Raw genomic sequence first — 20,513 nt, forward strand, 5'->3', positions numbered from 1 at the left:
CTGCAGCCGACGCTGCCTGAGCGAATGACCGTTGGACTTTTGAGAACGGCCGTTGACGTCGCTGCGAACTAAAGGACGGCAGCGGGTCGATAACGGCCGTGCGAGGGACATACAACGGGCATCATCGACGCTGGCGCGCCACACTGCGAGATCGGTGACATGTCAGGTCAGATCGGCCATTGCTGCGGGGAATCCTGAATTCCGGCCAGAATCGAACGCTCATGACACCGCCGAGCAGCATGAAATAGGACAGCGTGTAGAAGTTGAGAAGCGGACCTCCAATTGCCAACGCCCATCGCGCCTCGTGGACAGGCAACAGGCCAAACTGATAGCCCGGCTGCATCCAGGTACCCCATATTCCCACCGGACAGAAGAGCAACACGATGGCGCGGGTCAGCCCGGACCTGCCCTGATATTCGCGCTTGTAGGCATCCATCCGCCTCACGGACTCAAAATAGAGCACGTCCAGCGGACGCAGCAATCCCAATATCAGCTAAGGCAGAAACAGCACGGCAGACAGCACGAAATTGGCGGCCGTTGCATGCGGAAAGTGCGATTGCTTGATATAGCCGGATACCGACGGCACCGGACGGGCCAGCATCGTATCGGCAAAGTCCAGTCCGAACGGACTCGATGGCGCGGGCCAGTACAGCGCGATGGCAGCTGCGGCGATGTAGGGCAGTACACAGGCCCCGAGCAGGATCCCCAGTGTCGAAGGGTTGGCCGGCAATGGTTGCGTACTTCCACATATTGTTGGGCTGGCGTGTTGGGCCGACTTGTCAGCGAGAAGATTGCCTCGGCGCTCCGGCTGTTCCCGGCGCAAGGACCGATGCGGTCCGAATGCGCCAATGGCGGCAAATCCGAAACTACAAGGGACAGGCCGGGCAAGCCAGTATGGCGAAGTGGGGTGTCTGCGGGCCACAACAGTGCGTGGCGCGCCAGGCCACCGGCCTCGCTAGAATGCCTGGAACGCGCTACCGGCGATGGACTGATTGCGCCCTAAACTGCGGGCCCAGGCATCGGCCAGACTGCCCAAATCGCTAAGGTGAAAAATGCGGACCCGAACGAAATACTCACGAGCTAAAGGCACACGTGTGGCCGCCGCCCTTGCATCCTGGGGCGGGGCCTCCATTGCTGTTCTTGTGTCGCTTATGTTTGCCACCTCAGCCGTGGCCGGGTCCATCCGTGCAAATTGGCTGGTGACCTTGCCGCTACTCGCCTGGATATCACTTGCCGTCATGACCGTTCGCTGGATTCAGAACCGCGCTTGTCATTGGCTTTGGCCAGTTGCAGGGACTATTTGCGGCATTGCGTCTAGCGTTGCATTCATTCCGATCGCAATTTTCTACATCGCTGCGGTGCCTCTCGCCATTTACCTGGTTTTCTGGCACCTGCGACAGCCCACGGGGTTTCCATTGAGTCGAAAGTCCTGAGTTGCCAAGTGGTCAAACAGTTCGCGTGGAGTGAACGGCTCCGGCTACTGTCTGCTCCGCAATGAGCCGGGCCGATTTGCCTAGACGATTTCAGCGAGACAGGATTCGCAAAGGGTGCGCCGCGATGCTGATGGCGGAACATGAGCAGGGTCGGCAGCCAATTGCACGATTGCCTACCCCGCCCCAGGGTTAATCAACCTCCAACCCCTGTCCCTCCACCACCGCCAACTCACTCAAAACCTGCGTCTCATGCGCCAACGTGGCTGCAAGAGAAAGCAAACCCTCCCAAACCCCCTGCTCCAAATCCACCGCCTCCAAACTAGCAGCCCCATGCTCACTAGCCATAAGCAATAGCCCATGAAGCTGCGCCGCCCGTTGTACCGCAAGACTTAGCGGGTTCTCCCCCGGGGTGTGAGCGGTGACGAGCATGTCGACACCATTGTGTTCCGCGGTAATACCGTGATGACTATGGCTATACATGGCGCACCTCCACATAGGCGGCACGCGCGCCCCGCTGCATTGTGAAAGTACTGGAGATAGCCAATCGCCCAGAATGGGCAAGTAAGAACTGAAGCATGGGAATGCCCCCTATCCATACAGGTTCAGTCCCGCTCCCCGGGTGCTGATTGGGGTGGGCGGGCGCAAGGCAGGGTTAGCAGACCGGGAAAGAGCCGAAAGCCGGCGAGCCCGAAGGCTCCCCTGCCAGGGCCCGCCCAAGGAAGGGGCGTGCGCAGGCACAGCGGACGTAAGGGTACCGCCAGAAGACGAACGTTCGGCTCTTTCTCACTCAGGCTGCTAAACCCGGTCGCCACGACGCAGCGACGAACCCAGTATGAAGAGAGGCAGCAAGCGCGAGTATGGGCAAACTCTTAAAAGAGCGTTCATCGCCGGATTGCCGGGATGAAGTGGGGGCGCAGGTGTTGATGCGGCTCACTTCGTTGATGCGCCCGCCCTCACCCCCGCCCCTCTCCCGCAAGCGGGAGAGGGGAGAAAACACGTGGCATCGCGAAATGCCGCAGGGTATCCAAATCTTAGAAACCCAAACTAGCCAACAAATCATCCACCTGCGCCTGGTCCGACACCACATCCGGCTTGCCTTCCGGATTCACCTGCGGCCCATTCATCAGCGTCGACGGTGCCGGCGCTTCCACGCGGCGTTCGGACGGCACATTGTCGATCAGCACCTGCAGCAGTTCCTGCTCCAGCGCGCGGATCATGTCCATCATCTTCTTGATGACCTGGCCGGTCAGGTCCTGGAAGTCCTGCGCCATCATGATGTCGAGCAGGTGGCTGTTGGTGGCGCGGGCTTGCCCGGGTACCTCGGACAGGAAGGCGCGGGTGTCCAGCACCAGCGAGCGGGCGTCGGACAGTTCCACCGGCTTTTCAAACCACGCTGCCCAGCGCTTGTCCAGCGTTTCGGCCTGCTGTTCGATGTCGGACTGGATCGGCTGCGCCAGTTCGACCGCGTTGAGCGTGCGCTCGGCGGCCTGCTCGGTCATCGCGGCGATGTAGTTCAGGCGGTCGCGCGCGTCGGGGATGGCTTGCGCGGCGCGCTCGATTTCCTTGTCCAGGCCGAGCTCGCGCATGTTGTCGCGCAGCATGCGCGTCAGGTTGCCGATGCGCAGGATCAGTTGTTCGGCGGAATCGTTGCTCAGGGTGGGGGTCATGACAAACGCGCCTCCGCCTCAGCCGCCGAGCTTTTCGAAGATCTTGGTGATCTTCTCGTCCAGCGTGGCGGCCGTGAACGGCTTGACCACGTAGCCGTTGGCGCCGGCCTGGGCCGCGGCGATGATGTTCTCCTTCTTGGCCTCGGCGGTGACCATCAGCACCGGGATCTTGCCGATATTCGCGTCGGCGCGGATGGCCTGCAGCATGGACAGGCCGTCCATGTTGGGCATGTTCCAGTCCGAGATCACGAACTGGAAGCTGCCGTCCTTGGCTTTTTCAAGGCCGGCGGCGCCGTCCTCGGCTTCTTCGACGTTGACGAAACCCAGCTCCTTGAGCAGGTTGCGGATGATCCGGCGCATGGTCGGGAAATCGTCCACGACCAGGATCTTGATGTTCTTGTCCACTTTAAAGACTCCAGTAAATGCAGTGATGGCTTGTGGATCCGGCTTTGTTGTTTCGGCTTGCCGGCTCGATTAGACCCGTTGCGCGCGCGTGCCGTAGGTGGCCAAGCGCGCCATGACGCGCTGGGTCATCGCCGGCAAGGGCACGACTTCATGCACGCCGCCGGCGGCGATCGCCTCCTTCGGCATGCCAAACACGATGCAGGTTTGCTCGTCCTGCGCCAGGTTGTAGGCGCCGGCCTCGCGCATGCGCAGCATGCCGCGGGCGCCGTCTTTGCCCATGCCGGTCAGGATCACGCCGATCACGTTCTTGCCGCCGTGCTGCGCGGCCGAATCGAACAGCACGTCCACCGACGGGCGATGGCGGTTGACCGGTGCTTCCTGCGACAGGTGTGCGACATAGTTGGCGCCGCTGCGTGCCAGCAGCAGGTGCGAGTCGCCCGGGGCGATATACGCATGGCCCGGCAGCACGCGTTCGCCGTGCACGGCTTCCTTGACCGTGATGCGGCACAGGCCGTCCAGCCGCTGCGCAAATGAACGCGTAAAGCCGGCCGGCATATGCTGCACGATCAGCACTGCGGGGCTGTCGGGCGGCAGCGGCATCAGGAATTCCTTGATGGCTTCGGTGCCGCCGGTGGAGGCGCCCAGGATGATCAGCTTCTCGGTCGACAGCAGCGGGCTGCGCAGCATCGACACCGGTGCGGGTCCGCTGGCGGACGGCGCGGCAGGCGGCGTGGCCGCGCGCACGCGCGCGCGCGACGCGGCGCGCAGCTTGTCGGCAATGGTGTCGGTGTATTCGAGCAGCCCGTCGCGGATGCCCAGCTTGGGCTTGGTGACGAAGTCCACCGCGCCCAGCTCCAGCGCGCGCATGGTGATCTCTGATCCGCGCTCGGTCAGCGACGACACCATCAGCACCGGCATCGGCCGCAGCCGCATCAGCCGTTCCAGAAAGTCCAGGCCGTCCATGCGCGGCATTTCGACGTCGAGCGTCAGCACGTCGGGGTTCAGGCGCTTGATCAGGTCGCGCGCCACCAGCGGGTCGGGCGCGGTGCCGACCACTTCCATGTCGGGCTGGCTGTTGATGATCTCCGTCATCAGGCTGCGGATCAGCGCGGAGTCATCCACGCAGAGCACCTTGATCTTGGCGGCAGTCATGATTGGTCGTGCTTGTAGGGTTTCAGGGAAGCTGGCGCGGGTATGACTGCCGCGCAAACAGTTCCGGCGAGCGCGACGGTTCGCGCGCCGAAGTGGCAATGGCCCGCGCCAGCGCGCGTTCGTCGCGCGCCACCGAAACCTGGTCGTCCTGCCGCGTCAGGCGGCGCACCAGCGCCAACCCGCCGATCGGGAAATAGCTGACGCGGCGCGCATGCGGGCCGCGCAGGTCCTGCGCCGCCACGCGCACCTCTTCGGCCTTCAGGTAACGCAGCACGAAGTCCGCGTTGCGGTCGCCGATGTTCAGCGTGGTCATGTTGGCCAGCACCGCGCCGCCGCCGAAGACCTTGGCCTCCAGCCGTTCGCGGCGCGCGCCCATCTTGAGCAGTTCGTTGATCAGCACTTCAAGCGCGTAGCTGCCGTAGCGCATCGACGGCGACAGCATGCGGTCGGCGCTGCCGCTGGCGCCCTCATCGTCCGGCAGCATGAAGTGGTTCATGCCGCCGACGCCGGCAACCTCGTCGCGGATGCAGGCGGCCACGCAAGAGCCCAGCACGGTGGTCAGCACCACGTCTTCGCGGGTCACGTAGTACTCGTTGGGCAGCAGCTTGATGGCCTGCTTGCCGAACTCGCGGTCGAAGTAGGTGCGCGTAGCCAGCGCTTCGGGCAGGTGGGGCGTGCGCATTACGGCCTGCCCCGGCTGGCCACGAACTGCGCCAGTTCATAGACGGTCTGCCCGCGCAGCTGGAACGCGCGCGTGACGTAGGAGAAGTTCTCCGAATGGCCGGCGAACAGCAGCCCGTGCGGCTTGAGCAGCGGCACAAAGCGCTCCAGGATGCGGCCCTGGGTCGGCTTGTCGAAGTAGATCATCACGTTGCGGCAGAAGATGGCATCGAACTGCTCGCGGATGGCCCAGTCGGGCGCGAGCAGGTTCAGCGGCTCGAACGCGATGGTGGCGGCCAGTTCCGGCTTGACCTTGACCGAGCCGGTGCGCGGGCCGGTGCCCTTCAGGAAGAAGCGCTTGAGCCGTTCCGGCGACAGCCGCGCCACCTGGTCGGCGGAATAGACGCCGCTGCGGGCCTTGGCCAGCACCTGGGTGTCGATGTCGGTGGCCAGCACGGTGCCGGCGCGGTCGCCCAGCGCCTCGGCCAGGGTGATGGCGATCGAGTACGGTTCTTCGCCGGTGGACGCGGCCGAGCACCAGACGCTGTAGGGCCGGCCCACCTGCCTGGCATGCTCGGCCAGCAGCGGGAAGTGGTGCGCCTCGCGGAAGAACGAGGTCAGGTTGGTGGTCAGCGCGTTGGTGAAGAACTCCCACTCCGGCGAGCGGTCATCCGCTTCCAGCAGCGCCAGGTACGAGGCAAAGTCGGTCAGCTGCAGCGTGCGCAGCCGGCGCGCCAGGCGGCTGTAGACCATTTCGCGCTTGTGGCTGCCCAGCGAGATGCCCGCGCGGCGGTGGATCAGCGCGCGGATCTGCTCGAAGTCGCGCTCGGTCAGCAGGAAGTCGCGCGCGTCGTCGCGCCGCAGCAGGGCGGCCGGCGTGGGGGCTGGCCCGCTGTGAGCGGGTGCGCTGGCGGCGGTGCGGAACGGCGTCATGGGTTGTGCTTCGAGAATGCGGGAACTCAGGCGCGGAAAATCAGGCGTACTCGGCTTCGACCAGTGCCATCTCGGGGCTGGTCATCAGCTTCTCGATGTCGATCAGCACCAGCATGCGGCCGTCAATGGTGCCCAGGCCGGTCAGGTGCTCGGTCGAGATCGATACGCCGAACTCCGGCGCGGGCTTGATCGCCTCGCCGGTCAGCGTGAGCACGTCCGACACGCCATCCACGACGATGCCAACCACGCGGCCGGCCACGTTGAGGATGATGACCACGGTCTGGTGGTCGTAGCGCACGTTGCCCAGGCGGAACTTCAGGCGCAGGTCGACGATGGGCACGATCACCCCGCGCAGGTTGGTCACGCCCTTGATGAAGTCGGGCGCGCTGGAAATGCGCGTGACGGTCTCGTAGCTGCGGATCTCCTGCACCTTGAGGATGTCGATGCCGTATTCCTCCGACCCCAGCGTGAAGACCAGGAACTCCTGGCCCGAAGCGTCGCTTCCGGGGGTATCGATGTGTCCGATGCCGGCCATGATCTCTTGTTCTCCTGTGATGGGACGATTACTGCTGCAGCGCCGGTTCCTGCCGGCGCACGCCGGTGCGCTGCAGCGCGCCGACATCGACGATCAGCGCCACGCTGCCGTCGCCAAGAATGGTGGCCGCGGAAATGCACGGCACCTTGCGGTAGTTGGTTTCCAGGTTCTTCAGCACCACCTGGTGCTGGCCGATCAGCTGGTCCACCAGCAGCGCGAAGCGCTTGCCTTCGGCCTGCAGGATCACGGCGATGCCCTGCGTAGGCTCCTGCAGCGCGCCGGCCACGTTGAACACGCGGTGCATCTCCAGCAGCGGCAGGTACTCGCCGCGCACGTGCATGACGCGGTCCGAGTTGGCCGCGGTATGGACGTCTTCGGCCTTGGGCTGCAGCGACTCCATCACGCAGTTCAACGGCAGGATGAAGGTCTCTTCGCCCACCTTGACCGACATGCCGTCCAGGATGGCCAGCGTCAGCGGCAGCACGATGCGGATGGTGGTGCCCAGGCCCGGGCGCGAGCTGATCTGCACGTGGCCGCCCATCTCCTGGATGTTGCGCTTGACCACATCCATGCCCACGCCGCGGCCGGACACGTCGGTAATGACCTCGGCAGTGGAGAAGCCCGGCGCAAAGATCAGTTGCCAGACTTCTTCATCGGTGATGGTCTCGGACACCGGCAGGCCGTTCTGGATGGCCTTGGCCAGGATGCGCTCGCGGTTCAGGCCGCCGCCGTCGTCGCTGACCTCGATGACGATATTGCCGCCATGGTGCTGCGCGGACAGGATCAGCTGGCCGGTCGGGTCCTTGCCGGCGGCCACGCGCTTGTCGGGGGTTTCGATGCCGTGGTCCAGGCTGTTGCGCACCAGGTGCGTCAGCGGATCGATGATGCGTTCGATCAGGCTCTTGTCCAGCTCGGTGGCCTTGCCGAACGTGACCAGGTCAATCTGCTTGCCGAGCTTGCTGGCCAGGTCGCGCACCAGCCGCGGGAAGCGCGAGAACACATAGTCCATCGGCATCATGCGGATCGACATCACGGCTTCCTGCAGGTCGCGCGCGTTGCGCTCGAGCTGGCCCATGCCGGAGAACAGGCGGTCGAACAGCACCGGGTCCAGCGACGATGCGGTCTGCGCCAGCATGGATTGCGTGATCACCAGTTCGCCCACCAGGTTGATGATCTGGTCGACTTTCTCGGTGGGCACGCGGATCGAGCCTTCGCCGTGCGCGGGCGCGGGGGCCGGTGCGGCCTTGGCCTTTTCACGCGCGGCCGGGGCGGCCGGGGCCGGGGCCGCGGCCACCGGGGCGGGCGCGGGAGCGGCAACCTGGGCCGCAACCGGTTCCGGCGCATCGGTCGCGGCTTCGATCACGATCTGGTCGCTGTCGATCACGAAGCAGCACACCGCGATGATGTCGTCGGCGCTGCATTGGGTGTTGAGCCACACCACCAGTTCGCCGCTGGTCTCTTGCTGCCCGGTGATCTCGCCCAGGTTGGCCAGCTCTTCGCGCAGCAGCGCCTGGTCCGACGCCGATACCTTGATCAGGCGGATCTTCAGGCCGCCGGCGGCGGGCGCGGCTGCGGGCGCGGTGGCAGCAACCGGTGCGGGTGCCGGCGCCGCAGCGGCTGCCGGGGCCGCGTCATGGCCGGCGGCTTCCTGTGCCAGCTGCTGCAGCACGGCGCAGATGCGCTTCAGCGTTTCCGGATCGGGTTCGGTGCCGTTGCGGTAGGCGTTGAGCTGGTCTTGCAACACGTCCTTGGTTTCCAGAAAGGTGTCGATGATGGTCCTGGTCAACGCCAGTTCCTGCCGGCGCGTGCGGTCCAGCAGGTTCTCGAAGATATGGGTGGTCTCGGTCAGCGCCGCGAAGCCAAAGGTGGCGGCGCCGCCCTTGATCGAATGCGCGGCGCGGAAGATCGCGTTCAGATGCTCGGGATCGGGCGCCTCGATGTCCAGGCCGAGCAGCAGCTGCTCCATTTCGACGAGCAGTTCTTCCGCTTCCTCGAAGAAGGTCTGGTAAAACTGAGTGATATCGATATCGACAGACATGGCGTCCTGATTCACTTGGTTACGGCGCACGGCACGCTGCGGCGGCCCTGCGTCATGGTTTGCTGCCCGGGGCCGGCGCTGCTGCCGGTGTTGCTGCCGGTGCCGCTGCGGGTGTTGCTGCCGGTGCGGAGGCTGCCGCCAGCCCTGCCTGCATCTCCTGCGCGGCCTTGCCGGACTGCGCCGCCACCGTGACTTCGGCGGCGCTGGCGTTCTCGGCTTCAAAGCGCGCCTGCGCCTTCTGGTTCAGCACCACGATGCTGATGCGGCGGTTGATCGGCGCGAGCAGGTCCTGCTTGTCCAGCGGCATGGTCGCGGCCAGGCCCAGCACGCGCAGCACCTTGCCTTCCTGCATGCCGCCCGCGATCAGCTCGCGGCGCGAGGCGTTGGCGCGGTCGCCGGACAACTCCCAGTTGCTGTAGGTGCGCTCGCCATTGGAATAGTTGGCCGCGTCGGTGTGGCCGGACAGGCTGACCTTGTTGGGCAGCTCGTTCAGCACCGGGCCGATCTCGCGCAGGATGGTGCGCATATAGCTTTCGACGGTGGCGCTGCCGGTGCGGAACATGGGGCGGTTCTGCGTATCCAGGATCTGGATGCGCAGGCCTTCGCTGGTGATGTCCAACAGCAGCTGCGGCCGGAACTGGCGCAGCACCGGGTTGTTCTCGATGATCTGTTCCAGGCGCTGCTTGAGCGCGCGCAGGCGCTGCGCTTCCTGCTGCTCGTTGCGGCGCTGTTCGTCGCTGGGGTCATTGTCGCGGGCGCGCATGACTTCACCGTCCTTGCGCATCGCGTCCAGCCCGCCGCCCGGGATCACGCTGGGCGACTGGCTGCTCTTCTCGCCGCCGACGATGGCCACCTTGAGCGGCATGCGGAAGTATTCGGCAATGCCTTCCAGCGTCTTCTTGTTGGCGCTGGACAGCAGCCACAGCACCAGGAACAGCGCCATCATCGCCGTCATGAAGTCGGCGTAGGCAATCTTCCAGCTGTGGTTGCCGTGCGGCCGGGCGTGCGACTTCGCCCGGCGGACGATGATCGGACGCATATCGTGTGCGCTGCTCATGTGGTGCCCCTTGCTGCGTGCGTTGCCGGCTGCCTTAGTTCAGGCTCTTGACTTCACGCACGTGGTCGTCCAGCTCCAGGAACGACGGACGCACCGTGGAGTACAGCACCTTGCGGCCGAATTCCACCGCCACCAGCGGCGCGTAGCCGTTCAGGGAGGCCAGCAGCACCACCTTGATGCACTCGTAGACCTTAACGTTCTCGGACACCTGCAGCTCGATGCGCGCGGCCAGCGGCGAGATAAAGCCGTAGGCCAGCAAGATGCCGAGGAAGGTGCCGACCATGGCGTGCGCGATCAGCGCGCCCAGCTCCGCCGGCGGCAGGTCGGCCGAACCCAGCGCATGCACCACGCCCATCACCGCGGCGACGATGCCGAACGCCGGCAGGCCATCGCCGACGCGCGACAGCGCATGGGCGGGAATCTCGGCTTCATGGCGGAAGGTCTCGATCTCGTGGTCCATCAGGGCCTCGATCTCGAACGCGTTCATATTGCCGTTGACCATCATGCGCAGGTAGTCGGTGAGGAATTCCATCACCACCGGATCCGACAGGATGCGCGGGTACTGGCTGAACACGCTGCTGGCGGCGGGATCGGCGATTTCCTTTTCCAGGAACAGGATGCCCTCGCGCCGCGCCTTGGACAGCAGCACGTACAGCAGCGACATGACGTCCAGGTACAGCTCTTTCTTGTACTTGGAACTCTTGAACAGGCCCGGCAGCGCGCGCGCGGTGGCCTTGATGGCCTTGCCGGTATTGGTGGCGATGAAGGCGCCGAGGGCGGCCCCGGCGATGATCACCACTTCGGCAGGTTGATACAGCGCGCCCATATGGCCGCCGGTCATGGCGTAACCGCCAAGCACCGCCGCTACCACGACGACATAGCCAAGAACTACTAGCACGATCGGATCCCCGTCTAAAAACGCGCGTCAGCCACGCTCATTGGCCCGTTGCACGGGCGCACGGAGAGAATCCGTCCGCCAGCGCAGCAAGCTTGCCAGCCGGCGGACCTTGACCAGGATCAGGCGTTGGTCTGCACGGCGGCGGCGTCTTTCGAGAGCTTCTTCACTTTCCCTGCGCGCGACGGCGGACGGCACAGGCTGCACACAAAGTTCGCGTGCGGCTCATACGCGTGCGTGACAAACTGTCCGCCGCAACACGTGCACCGGGACAGCTGCAGCATGTTGCTCTCGAAGAACCGTACTAACGTCCAGGCCCGCGTGAAACTTAAGACAATTTCACCGCCGAGCAGCGAAACATGCTCGAGGTACAGGCGGTACGCCGCCACCACCGCGCGGATGCCCACGGTCTCGCCTTCCTGCACCATGAACTGGTAGGCAGAGAAGAACAGGGACGAGTGGATATTCGGCAGCCAGGTGGTGAACCAGTCCGTCGAAAAGGGCAGCATGCCCTTGGGCGGCGAGACGCCGCGCAGCTCCTTGTACAGGCGGATCAGCCGGTCACGCGACAGCGTGGTCTCGGCTTCAAGCACCTGCAGGCGCGCGCCCAGGCCGATCAGCTCGATGGCGAGCTGGGTCTGGTTGGCGTCCTGGAGCACGCTCTTGCGGCTGGGAACGGAGGTGGCCGTATAACTCCGGGTAGGCTCGGCCTGCAGGAGCGCGGTCAATTGATCGACTCCACAGGCTGACGTGCGAGCAGGATCGCGGCGTGGATCTGCTGCATGTCGTGGCTCTTGGCCGTGTGGGTGAGAGTAGACAGAAGCGCATGGTCGTCGAAGCGGAACCTGCACAGCACCATGTTGGATGCCGCCAGCTTGACGAGTTGCGCGGAGGTCAGCTTGGCAAGGATGTCCGCAATTTCCTTGCTGACCCCGAGCCGAAACATGGCTTCGACCTGGTTTTCGCGCACCAGGCGTTGCGCGAGCAGCAGATAGGCGAGGTTAACCTCCCTGATCTCCTGGAGAACTTCACTGCTTTCCAATTTATCCCCGCTACCAAAACCCACCGTAGCCGCTTGTCCGGCGCTTACCGTTGCCCTCGGGGGGCACGGCGACCAGATCGTTTGCATGCGGCTGGGCGGGTACAACGTACGACTAAGGAACTACGCCCATGTCCAACTGTAATCAACTCCGTTACAAGTGTTACAGAGTGTAAGTAAGACTGTTACGTTTATATCGGCAATCGCCCCGCAATGCCAATCCCTACTTACGCGGGGGGGATCCTAATGTCGCATGAAACATACATTGGACCCGCACATTTTGTAACAAGTCACACGCTAGACTTTTGATTTCGCTCAAGACAGCACGAGCGAACGTCCTCCGCATCAACGCGTGGGAACGGCCTTGGTAGCCTGCTGGATTCCTCTATTGACGAAGGCCGCGCGGAGTGTATCGCCGCGCATGGTGTTCGTAATACTGTCCAAAATATCCGGCCTGAATGGGACGGCGGCGGCAGTGCCAGCTTCAATGTCCGAACAGCCGGCGCAGCCAGTTCGCGAGCCGCGCGAACACATCGTCGGGCGCTTCGCGGAACAACGCCGGGCGCACGCGCTCGACCTGCTCCAGCACGCGCGAGGCCTCGTCCGGCTGCATCGACCCGTACTCCAGCGCCAGCCCCAGCATGCCGCGCAACTCGCCGACGCGGGCGCGGCCGGCGGCCTCGTTGTCTTCGGTCTGCAGCGCGTACATCAGGTCATAGGCGCGCTGCCGCAGGCTCTCGGCCAGGCGCCAGGCCGGCGTGCGCATGCGCTCTTCCAGCGCGCGCAGGTCTTCCGCGGACGCCGCCACCTGGGTGGCCAGGGCCTCGGTATAGGCGCTGTCGGCGCCGCACTCGGCCAGCACCTGCGCCGCCCATTCGCGCGCGTGCGCGAGGCGCTGCTCGCCGCTCCAGCCGGGCTGCACCGCCAGGCCGAAGCCGAAGCGCTGCGCATCGCGCATCAGCGCCGCGAGGGCATTGGGCAACTGCTTGTCGAACACGCGGCGCGCCCAGCCGTACTCACCCCCGGACAGCAGCCGCGAGACCGCGCGCTCGGTCAGCGGGCCGTCATGCTGCAGCAGCCGCGCGCGCAGGAAGTCATCGAACTCGGGCGGCAGGAACTCGCGGTCCAACCCGGTCGAGACCCCGATGAACTGGTCGAATTCCTTGCGCAGCCTGGCCGCGTCCTCTTGCGGCAAGGCCAGGGTGATATCGGTCGTCATGGCAACACTCAGAACGCGCTCCAGTCGCCGTTGTCGGCAGCGGCGAGGGCCGGCCGCGGCGTGATGGCGGCGGCGCGCGGCGCCGCCTTGGCTGGCGCCGGCTCGGCCGCGTCGTGCGGGGCTTCATCGGCGCCGGCGGCTTGCGCCTTGGCCATCGGCAGCTTGGCCGCACGCTTGCCCGCGGCGATGGCACGCACCGCGCCTGGGGCGCGCTGGGCCTTGACGGGCACCGCAGCGGCGGCCGGCAACACCTCGAAGCGATCCGCGCGCTCGTCCTCCGCCGCCAGGCGGAACGTGGCCACCGCGGACTGCAGGCGGCTGGCCTGTTCTTCCAGCGCGCCCGCCGCGGCGGCGGCTTCTTCGACCAGTGCCGCGTTCTGCTGCGTCACCTCGTCCATCTGCGCCACCGCCTGGTTCACCTGCTCGATACCCGAGCTCTGCTCGGCCGATGCCGCGCTGATCTCGCCCATGATGTCGGTCACGCGCTTGACCGCCTGCACGATCTCGTCCATGGTCTTGCCGGCCTGGCCAACCAGTGCCGAGCCGTTGTCGACGCGTTCCACGGTATCGCCGATCAGGCCCTTGATTTCCTTGGCCGCGTTGGCGCTGCGCTGCGCCAGGCTGCGCACCTCGCCCGCCACCACCGCGAAGCCGCGGCCCTGCTCGCCGGCGCGCGCGGCTTCCACCGCGGCGTTCAGCGCCAGGATGTTGGTCTGGAACGCAATGCCTTCGATCACGCCGATGATGTCGACGATCTTCTTCGAAGCATCGTTGATCTCGTCCATGGTCTGCACCACCCGGCCCACCACTTCGCCGCCGCGCAGCGCAGTGTCCGACGCGTTTGCCGCCAGCCCGCTGGCCTGGCGCGCGTTGTCCGCGTTCTGGCGCACCGTGCTGGTCAGTTCTTCCATGCTCGACGCGGTCTGCTCCAGCGACGCCGCCTGCTGCTCGGTGCGCTGCGACAGGTCATTGTTGCCCGCGGCAATCTCGCGCGAGGCGCTGCCGATCGATTCGGCCGAGGCCTTGAAATCCCGCACCATGCGCGACAGCTGCTGCTGCATCTGCTGCATCGCATAGACCAGGCTGCTCTTGTCGCCGGCACGCGTGGTCACCGGCGTGGAGAAATCGCCCTCGGCAATGCGTGCGGCAATGGCCGCGGCATACGCCGGCTCGCCGCCCAGCTGGCGCGACAGCGCGCGTGCCAGCGCCACGCCCAGCAACACCGACAGCGCCAGGCCGCCCAGCACCAGGCCCAGCATCCACAGGCGGGTCTCGTCGTAGACGCTGCGCGCTTCTTCCATGTTGTTGCGGGCACGGTCGTCGCGGCGCTTGACCATCTGCAGCATCACCGCTTCCAGCGCATGGCTGTCCTTGAGCAGGTCAGCGCTTTCCGAAAACACCTGGCTCTCGAACTGCGAGGTATCCAGCGGCTGCTTGCTGACCAGTTCGACATACTTTTCCATGCGCGCGCGGAACGCCGGCGACAGGTCCTGGTACTGCTTGACCAGCGCCTTGCCCTCGGGCTTCTCGAAGGCGCCAGACACCTGGCGGATGCGTTCATCCATCGCGGCCAGCGATTTGGCGATCAGCTCTTTCTCGATCGTGCGCTCGCCCATGGTCGATGCCGACAGCAGCGCGATCTGCGAGCGGCTGGCGTAGACCAGGTTGATGTTGGCGTCTTGCACCGCCTTCAGCGCGCGCAGGTCGTCGTTGTAGATCTTGCCGGTCCAGTCGGCCATGCGGCCCATGTTGACGACGCCCAGCAGCCCCATCACGGCGCCGATCACGGCAACGACCAGGAATCCGGCAACCAGCCTGGTCGTGACGCGCAATTGATTGAACCAATGCATAGCAACTCCCCCTTGTAACTGAAGCCTCGGGCACGGCCTGCCGCGCCCTGTGTACGCTGGCAGCGCGGTACGCCGCGGCTGCCTTCACTTCGATCCCAACCGTGCTGGTACCGTGCCTAGGCCCGTGCCAGCACCGCATCGCCGCGCGCATGCGCGGGCTGGCGCTGCGGGCGCGCCTCCGCCTGCATGCTGACGCGGAAAGTCGCCACGGCATCGCGCAGCCGCAGCGCCTGTTCTTCCAGCGCGCCCGCCGCGGCGGCCGCTTCTTCGACCAGCGCCGCGTTCTGCTGCGTGCCCTCGTCCATCTGCGCCACCGCCTGGTTCACCTGCTCGATGCCCGAGCTCTGCTCGGCCGATGCCGCGCTGATCTCAGCCATGATGTCGGTGACCGACTTCACCGCCTGCACGATCTCTTCCATGGTCTGGCCAGCCTGGCCAACCAGCGCCGAGCCGTTGTCGACGCGCGCCACGGTATCGCCGATCAGGCCCTTGATCTCCTTGGCCGCGTTGGCGCTGCGCTGCGCCAGGCTGCGCACCTCGCCCGCCACCACCGCGAAGCCGCGGCCCTGTTCGCCGGCGCGCGCCGCTTCCACCGCCGCGTTCAGCGCCAGGATGTTGGTCTGGAAGGCAATGCCTTCGATCACGCCGATGATGTCGACGATTTTCTTCGAGGCATCGTTGATCTCGTCCATGGTCTGCACCACCCGGCCCACCACTTCGCCGCCGCGCAGCGCAGTGTCCGACGCGTTTGCCGCCAGCCCGCTGGCCTGGCGCGCGTTGTCCGCGTTCTGGCGCACCGTGCTGGTCAGCTCTTCCATGCTCGAAGCGGTCTGCTCCAGCGACGCCGCCTGCTGCTCGGTGCGCTGCGACAGGTCGTTATTGCCCGCCGCCACCTGGCGCGTCGCCGTCGAGATGCTGGCCATGCCTTCCTGGATCTCATGCACCACCGACAGCAGGCTGCGCTGCATGGTCTGCATCGCCTGGGCCAGCGCGCCGATCTCGTCGGCGCTGCGGTGCTCGAAGCGCGTGGTCAGGTCGCCGGCGCCCATGCGCAGCGCAAAGTCCAGCATGTCGCGCACCGGCCGGTTCACGCGCGCCAGCAGCATGGTGCCGGCGGCGAAGGACGACGCCAGCGCCAGCGCAAAGCCGCCCCACAGCCACGGGCGCAAGCTGGCGGCGCCCGTGCCGCCCAGCGCTTCCACCGCGACCAGCGCGGCCAGGAACCACACCAGGCCGCCGGCCTGGGCCCACAGGATGCGGCGCTTCAGGTTCAGCCGCAGCAGCCGCTGCGCCATGCCACGCAGGCCGGTGCGCACCACCGCGCCATGGCGGATCGCCAGCCCGTCGGCACGCCCTGCGCGAAAGCGCGCATAGGCGGCGCCCGCGGCCTGCACCTGCTCGCGCGTCGCCATCGAGCGCACCGAGGTGTAGCCGACCACGCGGCCGTCGACGCGCGTGGGCGTCACGGTCGCATTGACCCAGTAGAAGTCGCCGTTCTTGCGGCGGTTCTTGACCACGCCCATCCACGTGCGTCCGGCCTGCAGGTCTTGCCACAGGTCGGCAAACGCCTCGGGCGGCATGTCGGGATGGCGCACCAGGTTATGCGGCGCGCCCAGCAGTTCTTCCGCCGTAAAGCCGCTGGCCTCGATAAAGGTGCGGTTGGCAAAGGTGATACGGCCCTTGAGGTCGGTGCGCGAGATCAGGTAGTCGGACGGAGACAGCGGGAACTCGCGCTGCGTGACGGGTTGGTTGTTTCGCATCTATGTCGGTACTGCTTGCCTGTGGCGCGCCGCATGGGTCCATGCGGCCGCACCGCGGGCGGGTTCGGTCCGGCGCGCGGGTGGCGCGTGCCGGACGGCGGGGGGCGCTGCGGCAGGATCAGGACACCGCTTCCAGCGCGGCCAGTTCTTCGGTATTGAGCAGCTTCTCGATATCGACCAGGATCAGCATGCGCTGCTCGACCGAGCCCAGGCCGCGGATGTAGTCGGTCGCCAGCTCGCCGGAGAAGTGCGGCGTGGGCTTGATCTGCGCGGCGGCGAGCGTGAGCACGTCGGAGACGCCGTCCACCACGATGCCGGTGGTGCGCTCGTTCAGGTCGACGATGATCACGACCGTGTACTGGTCGTAGCTGACGTTGGGCTGGCGGAACTTGATGCGCAGGTCGATGATCGGCACGATGATGCCGCGCAGGTTGATCACGCCCTTGATGTAGTCGGGCGCATTCGCGATCTGGGTGACCGACTCGTAGCCGCGGATCTCCTGCACCTTCAGGATATCGACGCCGTATTCCTCGCGGCCGAGGGTAAAGGCCAGGAACTCCTCGCCCGCGCCGTCTGCCTTGTCGATGTGCTGCATCGTCTAGCCCCCCAAATTTGGCTCATGCTGGTTTCTCTGGCGCCGCAGCGGCCTGGGCAGGCCGCCAGCTGCGCCGGGGCATGACTTCGCCCACCAGTGTTTACGGCAGGATCCGGGGGGATTGAAGGGCGACGCCGGGTCTCTCCTTACCCTTCCGACGTAGGGGGTGCCGCATCCAGCAGCGCCGCCACGGCCTGCATCAGCCCGTCCGGGTCGAACGGCTTGGGCAGGAAGCCCGACGCGCCCGCGGCGCGCGCCTGTTCGCGGATGCTGCCCTCCTGCTCGGTGGTCAGCATCAGGATGGGCATGCGCGAGTAGCGCGGCGTGGCGCGCAGGCTGCGGATCAGCGTGAGGCCGTCCATGCCCGGCATGACCTGGTCGGTGACCAGCATGCCGAAGCTGCCCGCGACCGCCAGCGCGTGCGCCTGGTCGCCATCCGCGGCCTCGGTCACGTCGAATCCTCCGGCGCGCAGGCAGGCGCCGATCATGCGGCGTAGCGAGGGAGAATCGTCGACGACGAGGATGCTGGGCAATGACATGGGCGCCTCCGGAGGTGCAGGAACGGGTGGGTCCGCCAGGAAGATGGAAGGTGCGGCCGGCGACGGATGGGCCGGCGCAAGCCGCCGCACGAACATGGCAGCCTGCCAGAGTGGTTATCGGCGGCGGGGCGGGACGACTTTAGTTTGGGCTTGGGAATGAGACTGGCCCCAGCGTGATGGCGTGGCAGGCCTGACTGCGTGGAGGCGCCGGCCCTCACCCCCGCCCCTCTCCCGCAAGCGGGAGAGGGGAGCAAACCAGCGGGAGAGAAAAGCCTTTGGGCTCGCATGCGACAACGCTGTGCGAGCGCAGCGACGCACTCCGTGCCAAGGCGGTAGACCTAAGATTGGGAGCGCGCGCAGCGCAGCCGTAGGCGTCCCACCAATAACGTCGTTAGTAGGCTGCCACCGACCTAAAGTCGGGTTCGTCCATCCGACCTCGAACGCCAGGCACATCCAGGTAGCGTCAGCAGGCTGGAACCACCAACCGCCGTACCGCCAGTCACCACCACTGGAGCCACTAACGCCGCCTTAGCCAGCCGCTCAGGCGACGCGTTTCTTGCCTACTTCTTGTCGCTCGGACAAAAAGTAGGTCGCCGGCTGCGCCGGCGAAACAGCCACGCCAGTCAAGCACGACAACGCCCCATAGTGCCAATGCCCCAAAAAACGCATCACGCCCCAGCCTGCTCCCGCAACGCCTCCGCAAACCCCCCAGCATCCAGCGGCAGCGACAGCAGATACCCCTGCACCTCGTCGCACCCCATCTCGTTGAGAATCTCCAGCTGCGAGGCCGACTCCACGCCTTCGGCCACCACCTTCATGCGCAGCTCGTGCGCCAGCGCCACCATCGAGCCGACGATGGCGCGGCCCTGCGCATCGGTATCGAGCCCGCCGATCAGCGTGCGGTCGATCTTGAGCGTGCCCACGCGCAGCCGCTTGAGGTAGCCCAGGCTGGAATAGCCGCTGCCGAAATCGTCCAGCGCCACCTGGATACCGAGCGATTGCAGCTCGGCCAGCGTTTCCAGCGACTTGCCGATGTCCTTCATCGCCGCGGTCTCGGTGATCTCCAGCGTGATCGCCGACGGCGGGATGTCGTGCTGGTGGATCTGCTCCAGCAGGTATTGCGGGAAGTTGCGGCTGGCAAAGCGCAGCCCCGAGACATTGATCGCCACCGGCACGGTCGGCACGCCGGCGTCGCGCCACTGGCGCACCTGGCGGCACACGCTGGTCAGGACCCAGTCGTCGAGCTTGTCGATCTGGCCCGACTGCTCGGCCACGGCGATGAACTCGGCGGGGCTGACCTGGCCCAGCGCGGGATGGCGCCAGCGGCACAGCGCCTCGGCGCCGACCACGGTGCGCCGGCGCGCGTCGTACTTGGGCTGGAACTGCAGCGACAGGGTATCGTCCTGGATCGCCACCCACAGGTCGCGCCGGATCACGCGGGTGCGGCGCGCGCGCTCGCCGGCGGCGCTGTTGAACAGGCGCACCTGGTTCGAGCCGCTCTGGCGTGCTTCGGCCAGGCTGACGCGGGCGGCCTGCATCAGTGTTTCGGAGGTATGCGCGTCGCGCGGATAGATGGCAATGCCGATATTCACGCCGATCTGCATCTGCAGCCCGCGCGCGGCGATGAACTCCGCCAGCGAACCCAGCATGCGCGAGCCCAGTTCCTGCGCGCGGCCATGGTGGACCAGCTCGGGCACGCCCACGGCAAACTCGTCGCGCGCCAGCCGCGCCAGGAAATCGTGCGGCTCCAGCACTGCCTGCGCCAGCGCGCCGGCGTCCTGGGCCAGGATATCGTCGGCGCGGACCTCGAACACCTCGTCGACTTCGCGGTAATCGGCGATATGGATCAGCAGCACGGCGCAGCCGGTCTCGGCCAGGCGGGCCTGGCCGATGGCCTGGTCCAGCCAGCGGCCGAAGGCCACGCGGTCAGGCATTACCGTCGCCACGCTGTATTCACCCACCGTGTCCTGGCCGCGCGCGCCGGCACGCACGGTCAGGCGGCCCGGGCGCCCGGGAATGCGCGCGCCGCGCCGCGCCAGCCGCGGCTCGGCGCCGCGATGCAGCACCGGCAGGTCATCGGCAAGTTCGTCGGCCAGCGTGGCTTCGGCGCGCACCGGCGCCGGCAGCCAGCCGCGCGACTGGGCCCGGTGGACGGCGAACAGCAGCGCGCACAGCGCGGTCAGCCCGCCCGCCAGCCAGGCCGGGTGCGGCAGGCCGGCGGCGTCGATGCAATCGCGCGCGGTCACGGTGCCGGCGCCGCACGAGCGGCCCAGGTGCGTGCCGGCGGCGGCCACCAGCCCGGCCCCCGCCACCACCGCCATCAGCGCCGCGCCACGCCACAGGCGTGCGCCCTGGCGCAGCCACTGCACCAGCAGCTTGACCGCCGTGGTGGCCGCCGCCGCGGCGGCAAAGCTGGCCGCCAGCTGGGCCGCGTCGTTGACGGCCGGCACGCTGCCCGACAGGCCCACCACCAGCACGGGCAGGCCGATGCTCAATTGCGACAGCAGCGCCGCCGACCACGTCAGTACGCGCAGCGACCGGCTGCCGGCCGGCTGGTCCGCGCGCCCGGCGCGAACGCCGAGGGCGGCGGCTACGCCCAGCAGGGCAGCCAGCAGCAACAGGACGGAACTCAGGGCAATCATTGGGCTGCGCGATGATGAAGAAAATGCGCGAAGACGATCAGGACGCGGGGCAAACCCCGCATCATGTCATCTTGCAGTCGCCGTGTGAACAAGG

At 66.5% G+C, this 20,513-nt stretch carries 20 protein-coding genes; all 20 read right to left on the minus strand.

From position 1 onward, the window contains the following. Positions 1–121: 121 nt before the first annotated feature. Complete coding sequence (locus GA0116996_RS22680; protein WP_141693761.1) at positions 122–436, minus strand: hypothetical protein; 315 nt, start codon at positions 434–436, stop codon at positions 122–124. Positions 437–493: 57 nt separating this feature from the next. After that, positions 494–730: a hypothetical protein gene (locus GA0116996_RS22685; protein WP_092316091.1), complete on the minus strand. Its 237-nt coding sequence runs from the start codon at positions 728–730 to the stop codon at positions 494–496. Between the two features lie 892 nt (positions 731–1,622). After that, entirely contained in the window at positions 1,623–1,913 is a 291-nt protein-coding gene (locus GA0116996_RS22690) for a hypothetical protein (RefSeq protein ID WP_092316093.1), read from the minus strand. Between the two features lie 551 nt (positions 1,914–2,464). Next, positions 2,465–3,100, minus strand: coding sequence for a protein phosphatase CheZ (gene cheZ / locus GA0116996_RS22695; protein WP_092316095.1), 636 nt, complete (start codon positions 3,098–3,100; stop codon positions 2,465–2,467). Between the two features lie 18 nt (positions 3,101–3,118). Further along, positions 3,119–3,505, minus strand: coding sequence for a chemotaxis response regulator CheY (gene cheY / locus GA0116996_RS22700; protein ID WP_018004712.1), 387 nt, complete (start codon positions 3,503–3,505; stop codon positions 3,119–3,121). A 69-nt stretch (positions 3,506–3,574) separates the two neighbouring features. After that, on the minus strand, positions 3,575–4,657 hold the full coding sequence (locus GA0116996_RS22705; RefSeq protein ID WP_092316097.1) for a protein-glutamate methylesterase/protein-glutamine glutaminase: 1,083 nt from the start codon (positions 4,655–4,657) through the stop codon (positions 3,575–3,577). Between the two features lie 22 nt (positions 4,658–4,679). Next, positions 4,680–5,339, minus strand: a complete 660-nt coding sequence (gene cheD, locus GA0116996_RS22710) for a chemoreceptor glutamine deamidase CheD (protein ID WP_092316099.1) — start codon at positions 5,337–5,339, stop codon at positions 4,680–4,682. After that, positions 5,339–6,250: a CheR family methyltransferase gene (locus GA0116996_RS22715; RefSeq protein WP_208601267.1), complete on the minus strand. Its 912-nt coding sequence runs from the start codon at positions 6,248–6,250 to the stop codon at positions 5,339–5,341. Before GA0116996_RS22715 ends, cheD begins: the two co-directional genes overlap by 1 nt. 40 nt (positions 6,251–6,290) lie before the next feature. Beyond that, positions 6,291–6,785: a chemotaxis protein CheW gene (locus tag GA0116996_RS22720; protein WP_092316101.1), complete on the minus strand. Its 495-nt coding sequence runs from the start codon at positions 6,783–6,785 to the stop codon at positions 6,291–6,293. Positions 6,786–6,813: 28 nt separating this feature from the next. Further along, positions 6,814–8,823: a chemotaxis protein CheA gene (gene cheA / locus GA0116996_RS22725; protein ID WP_092316103.1), complete on the minus strand. Its 2,010-nt coding sequence runs from the start codon at positions 8,821–8,823 to the stop codon at positions 6,814–6,816. Positions 8,824–8,875: 52 nt separating this feature from the next. Next, positions 8,876–9,880 carry a flagellar motor protein MotB gene (motB, locus tag GA0116996_RS22730; protein ID WP_092316105.1) on the minus strand — a complete coding sequence of 335 codons (1,005 nt, stop codon included), beginning with the start codon at positions 9,878–9,880 and terminating at the stop codon, positions 8,876–8,878. A gap of 34 nt (positions 9,881–9,914) precedes the next feature. Continuing rightward, entirely contained in the window at positions 9,915–10,778 is an 864-nt protein-coding gene (gene motA / locus GA0116996_RS22735; protein WP_092316107.1) for a flagellar motor stator protein MotA, read from the minus strand. 119 nt (positions 10,779–10,897) lie between these two features. After that, positions 10,898–11,503, minus strand: a complete 606-nt coding sequence (gene flhC / locus GA0116996_RS22740) for a flagellar transcriptional regulator FlhC (protein ID WP_011616430.1) — start codon at positions 11,501–11,503, stop codon at positions 10,898–10,900. Beyond that, positions 11,500–11,817 carry a flagellar transcriptional regulator FlhD gene (flhD, locus tag GA0116996_RS22745; RefSeq protein WP_092316109.1) on the minus strand — a complete coding sequence of 106 codons (318 nt, stop codon included), beginning with the start codon at positions 11,815–11,817 and terminating at the stop codon, positions 11,500–11,502. Before flhD ends, flhC begins: the two co-directional genes overlap by 4 nt. Positions 11,818–12,298: 481 nt before the next feature. Then, positions 12,299–13,033: a DUF4088 family protein gene (locus GA0116996_RS22750; protein ID WP_092316111.1), complete on the minus strand. Its 735-nt coding sequence runs from the start codon at positions 13,031–13,033 to the stop codon at positions 12,299–12,301. 8 nt (positions 13,034–13,041) lie between these two features. Next, positions 13,042–14,883, minus strand: coding sequence for a methyl-accepting chemotaxis protein (locus tag GA0116996_RS22755; protein WP_092316113.1), 1,842 nt, complete (start codon positions 14,881–14,883; stop codon positions 13,042–13,044). Between the two features lie 116 nt (positions 14,884–14,999). Then, positions 15,000–16,643: a methyl-accepting chemotaxis protein gene (locus tag GA0116996_RS22760; RefSeq protein ID WP_092316115.1), complete on the minus strand. Its 1,644-nt coding sequence runs from the start codon at positions 16,641–16,643 to the stop codon at positions 15,000–15,002. Positions 16,644–16,761: 118 nt separating this feature from the next. After that, complete coding sequence (locus tag GA0116996_RS22765) at positions 16,762–17,238, minus strand: chemotaxis protein CheW (RefSeq protein WP_092316117.1); 477 nt, start codon at positions 17,236–17,238, stop codon at positions 16,762–16,764. Positions 17,239–17,384: 146 nt separating this feature from the next. After that, positions 17,385–17,777: a response regulator gene (locus tag GA0116996_RS22770; RefSeq protein WP_092316119.1), complete on the minus strand. Its 393-nt coding sequence runs from the start codon at positions 17,775–17,777 to the stop codon at positions 17,385–17,387. Positions 17,778–18,445: 668 nt separating this feature from the next. Next, positions 18,446–20,419 carry a putative bifunctional diguanylate cyclase/phosphodiesterase gene (locus GA0116996_RS22780; protein WP_092316123.1) on the minus strand — a complete coding sequence of 658 codons (1,974 nt, stop codon included), beginning with the start codon at positions 20,417–20,419 and terminating at the stop codon, positions 18,446–18,448. Positions 20,420–20,513: the final 94 nt, after the last annotated feature.

Origin of the sequence: Cupriavidus alkaliphilus (assembly GCF_900094595.1) — a bacterium.
Classification (GTDB): domain Bacteria; phylum Pseudomonadota; class Gammaproteobacteria; order Burkholderiales; family Burkholderiaceae; genus Cupriavidus; species Cupriavidus alkaliphilus.

Bases quoted from the DNA above. Each gene is read 5' to 3' on its own strand.
- GA0116996_RS22680 (WP_141693761.1), bottom strand. From the start codon at position 436: ATGGATGCCTACAAGCGCGAATATCAGGGCAGGTCCGGGCTGACCCGC.
- GA0116996_RS22690 (WP_092316093.1), bottom strand. From the start codon at position 1,913: ATGTATAGCCATAGTCATCACGGTATTACCGCGGAACACAATGGTGTC.
- cheZ (WP_092316095.1), bottom strand. From the start codon at position 3,100: ATGACCCCCACCCTGAGCAACGATTCCGCCGAACAACTGATCCTGCGC.
- GA0116996_RS22705 (WP_092316097.1), bottom strand. From the start codon at position 4,657: ATGACTGCCGCCAAGATCAAGGTGCTCTGCGTGGATGACTCCGCGCTG.
- cheD (WP_092316099.1), bottom strand. From the start codon at position 5,339: ATGCGCACGCCCCACCTGCCCGAAGCGCTGGCTACGCGCACCTACTTC.
- GA0116996_RS22715 (WP_208601267.1), bottom strand. From the start codon at position 6,250: ATGACGCCGTTCCGCACCGCCGCCAGCGCACCCGCTCACAGCGGGCCA.
- GA0116996_RS22720 (WP_092316101.1), bottom strand. From the start codon at position 6,785: ATGGCCGGCATCGGACACATCGATACCCCCGGAAGCGACGCTTCGGGC.
- cheA (WP_092316103.1), bottom strand. From the start codon at position 8,823: ATGTCTGTCGATATCGATATCACTCAGTTTTACCAGACCTTCTTCGAG.
- motB (WP_092316105.1), bottom strand. From the start codon at position 9,880: ATGAGCAGCGCACACGATATGCGTCCGATCATCGTCCGCCGGGCGAAG.
- GA0116996_RS22750 (WP_092316111.1), bottom strand. From the start codon at position 13,033: ATGACGACCGATATCACCCTGGCCTTGCCGCAAGAGGACGCGGCCAGG.
- GA0116996_RS22755 (WP_092316113.1), bottom strand. From the start codon at position 14,883: ATGCATTGGTTCAATCAATTGCGCGTCACGACCAGGCTGGTTGCCGGA.
- GA0116996_RS22760 (WP_092316115.1), bottom strand. From the start codon at position 16,643: ATGCGAAACAACCAACCCGTCACGCAGCGCGAGTTCCCGCTGTCTCCG.
- GA0116996_RS22765 (WP_092316117.1), bottom strand. From the start codon at position 17,238: ATGCAGCACATCGACAAGGCAGACGGCGCGGGCGAGGAGTTCCTGGCC.
- GA0116996_RS22770 (WP_092316119.1), bottom strand. From the start codon at position 17,777: ATGTCATTGCCCAGCATCCTCGTCGTCGACGATTCTCCCTCGCTACGC.
- GA0116996_RS22780 (WP_092316123.1), bottom strand. From the start codon at position 20,419: ATGATTGCCCTGAGTTCCGTCCTGTTGCTGCTGGCTGCCCTGCTGGGC.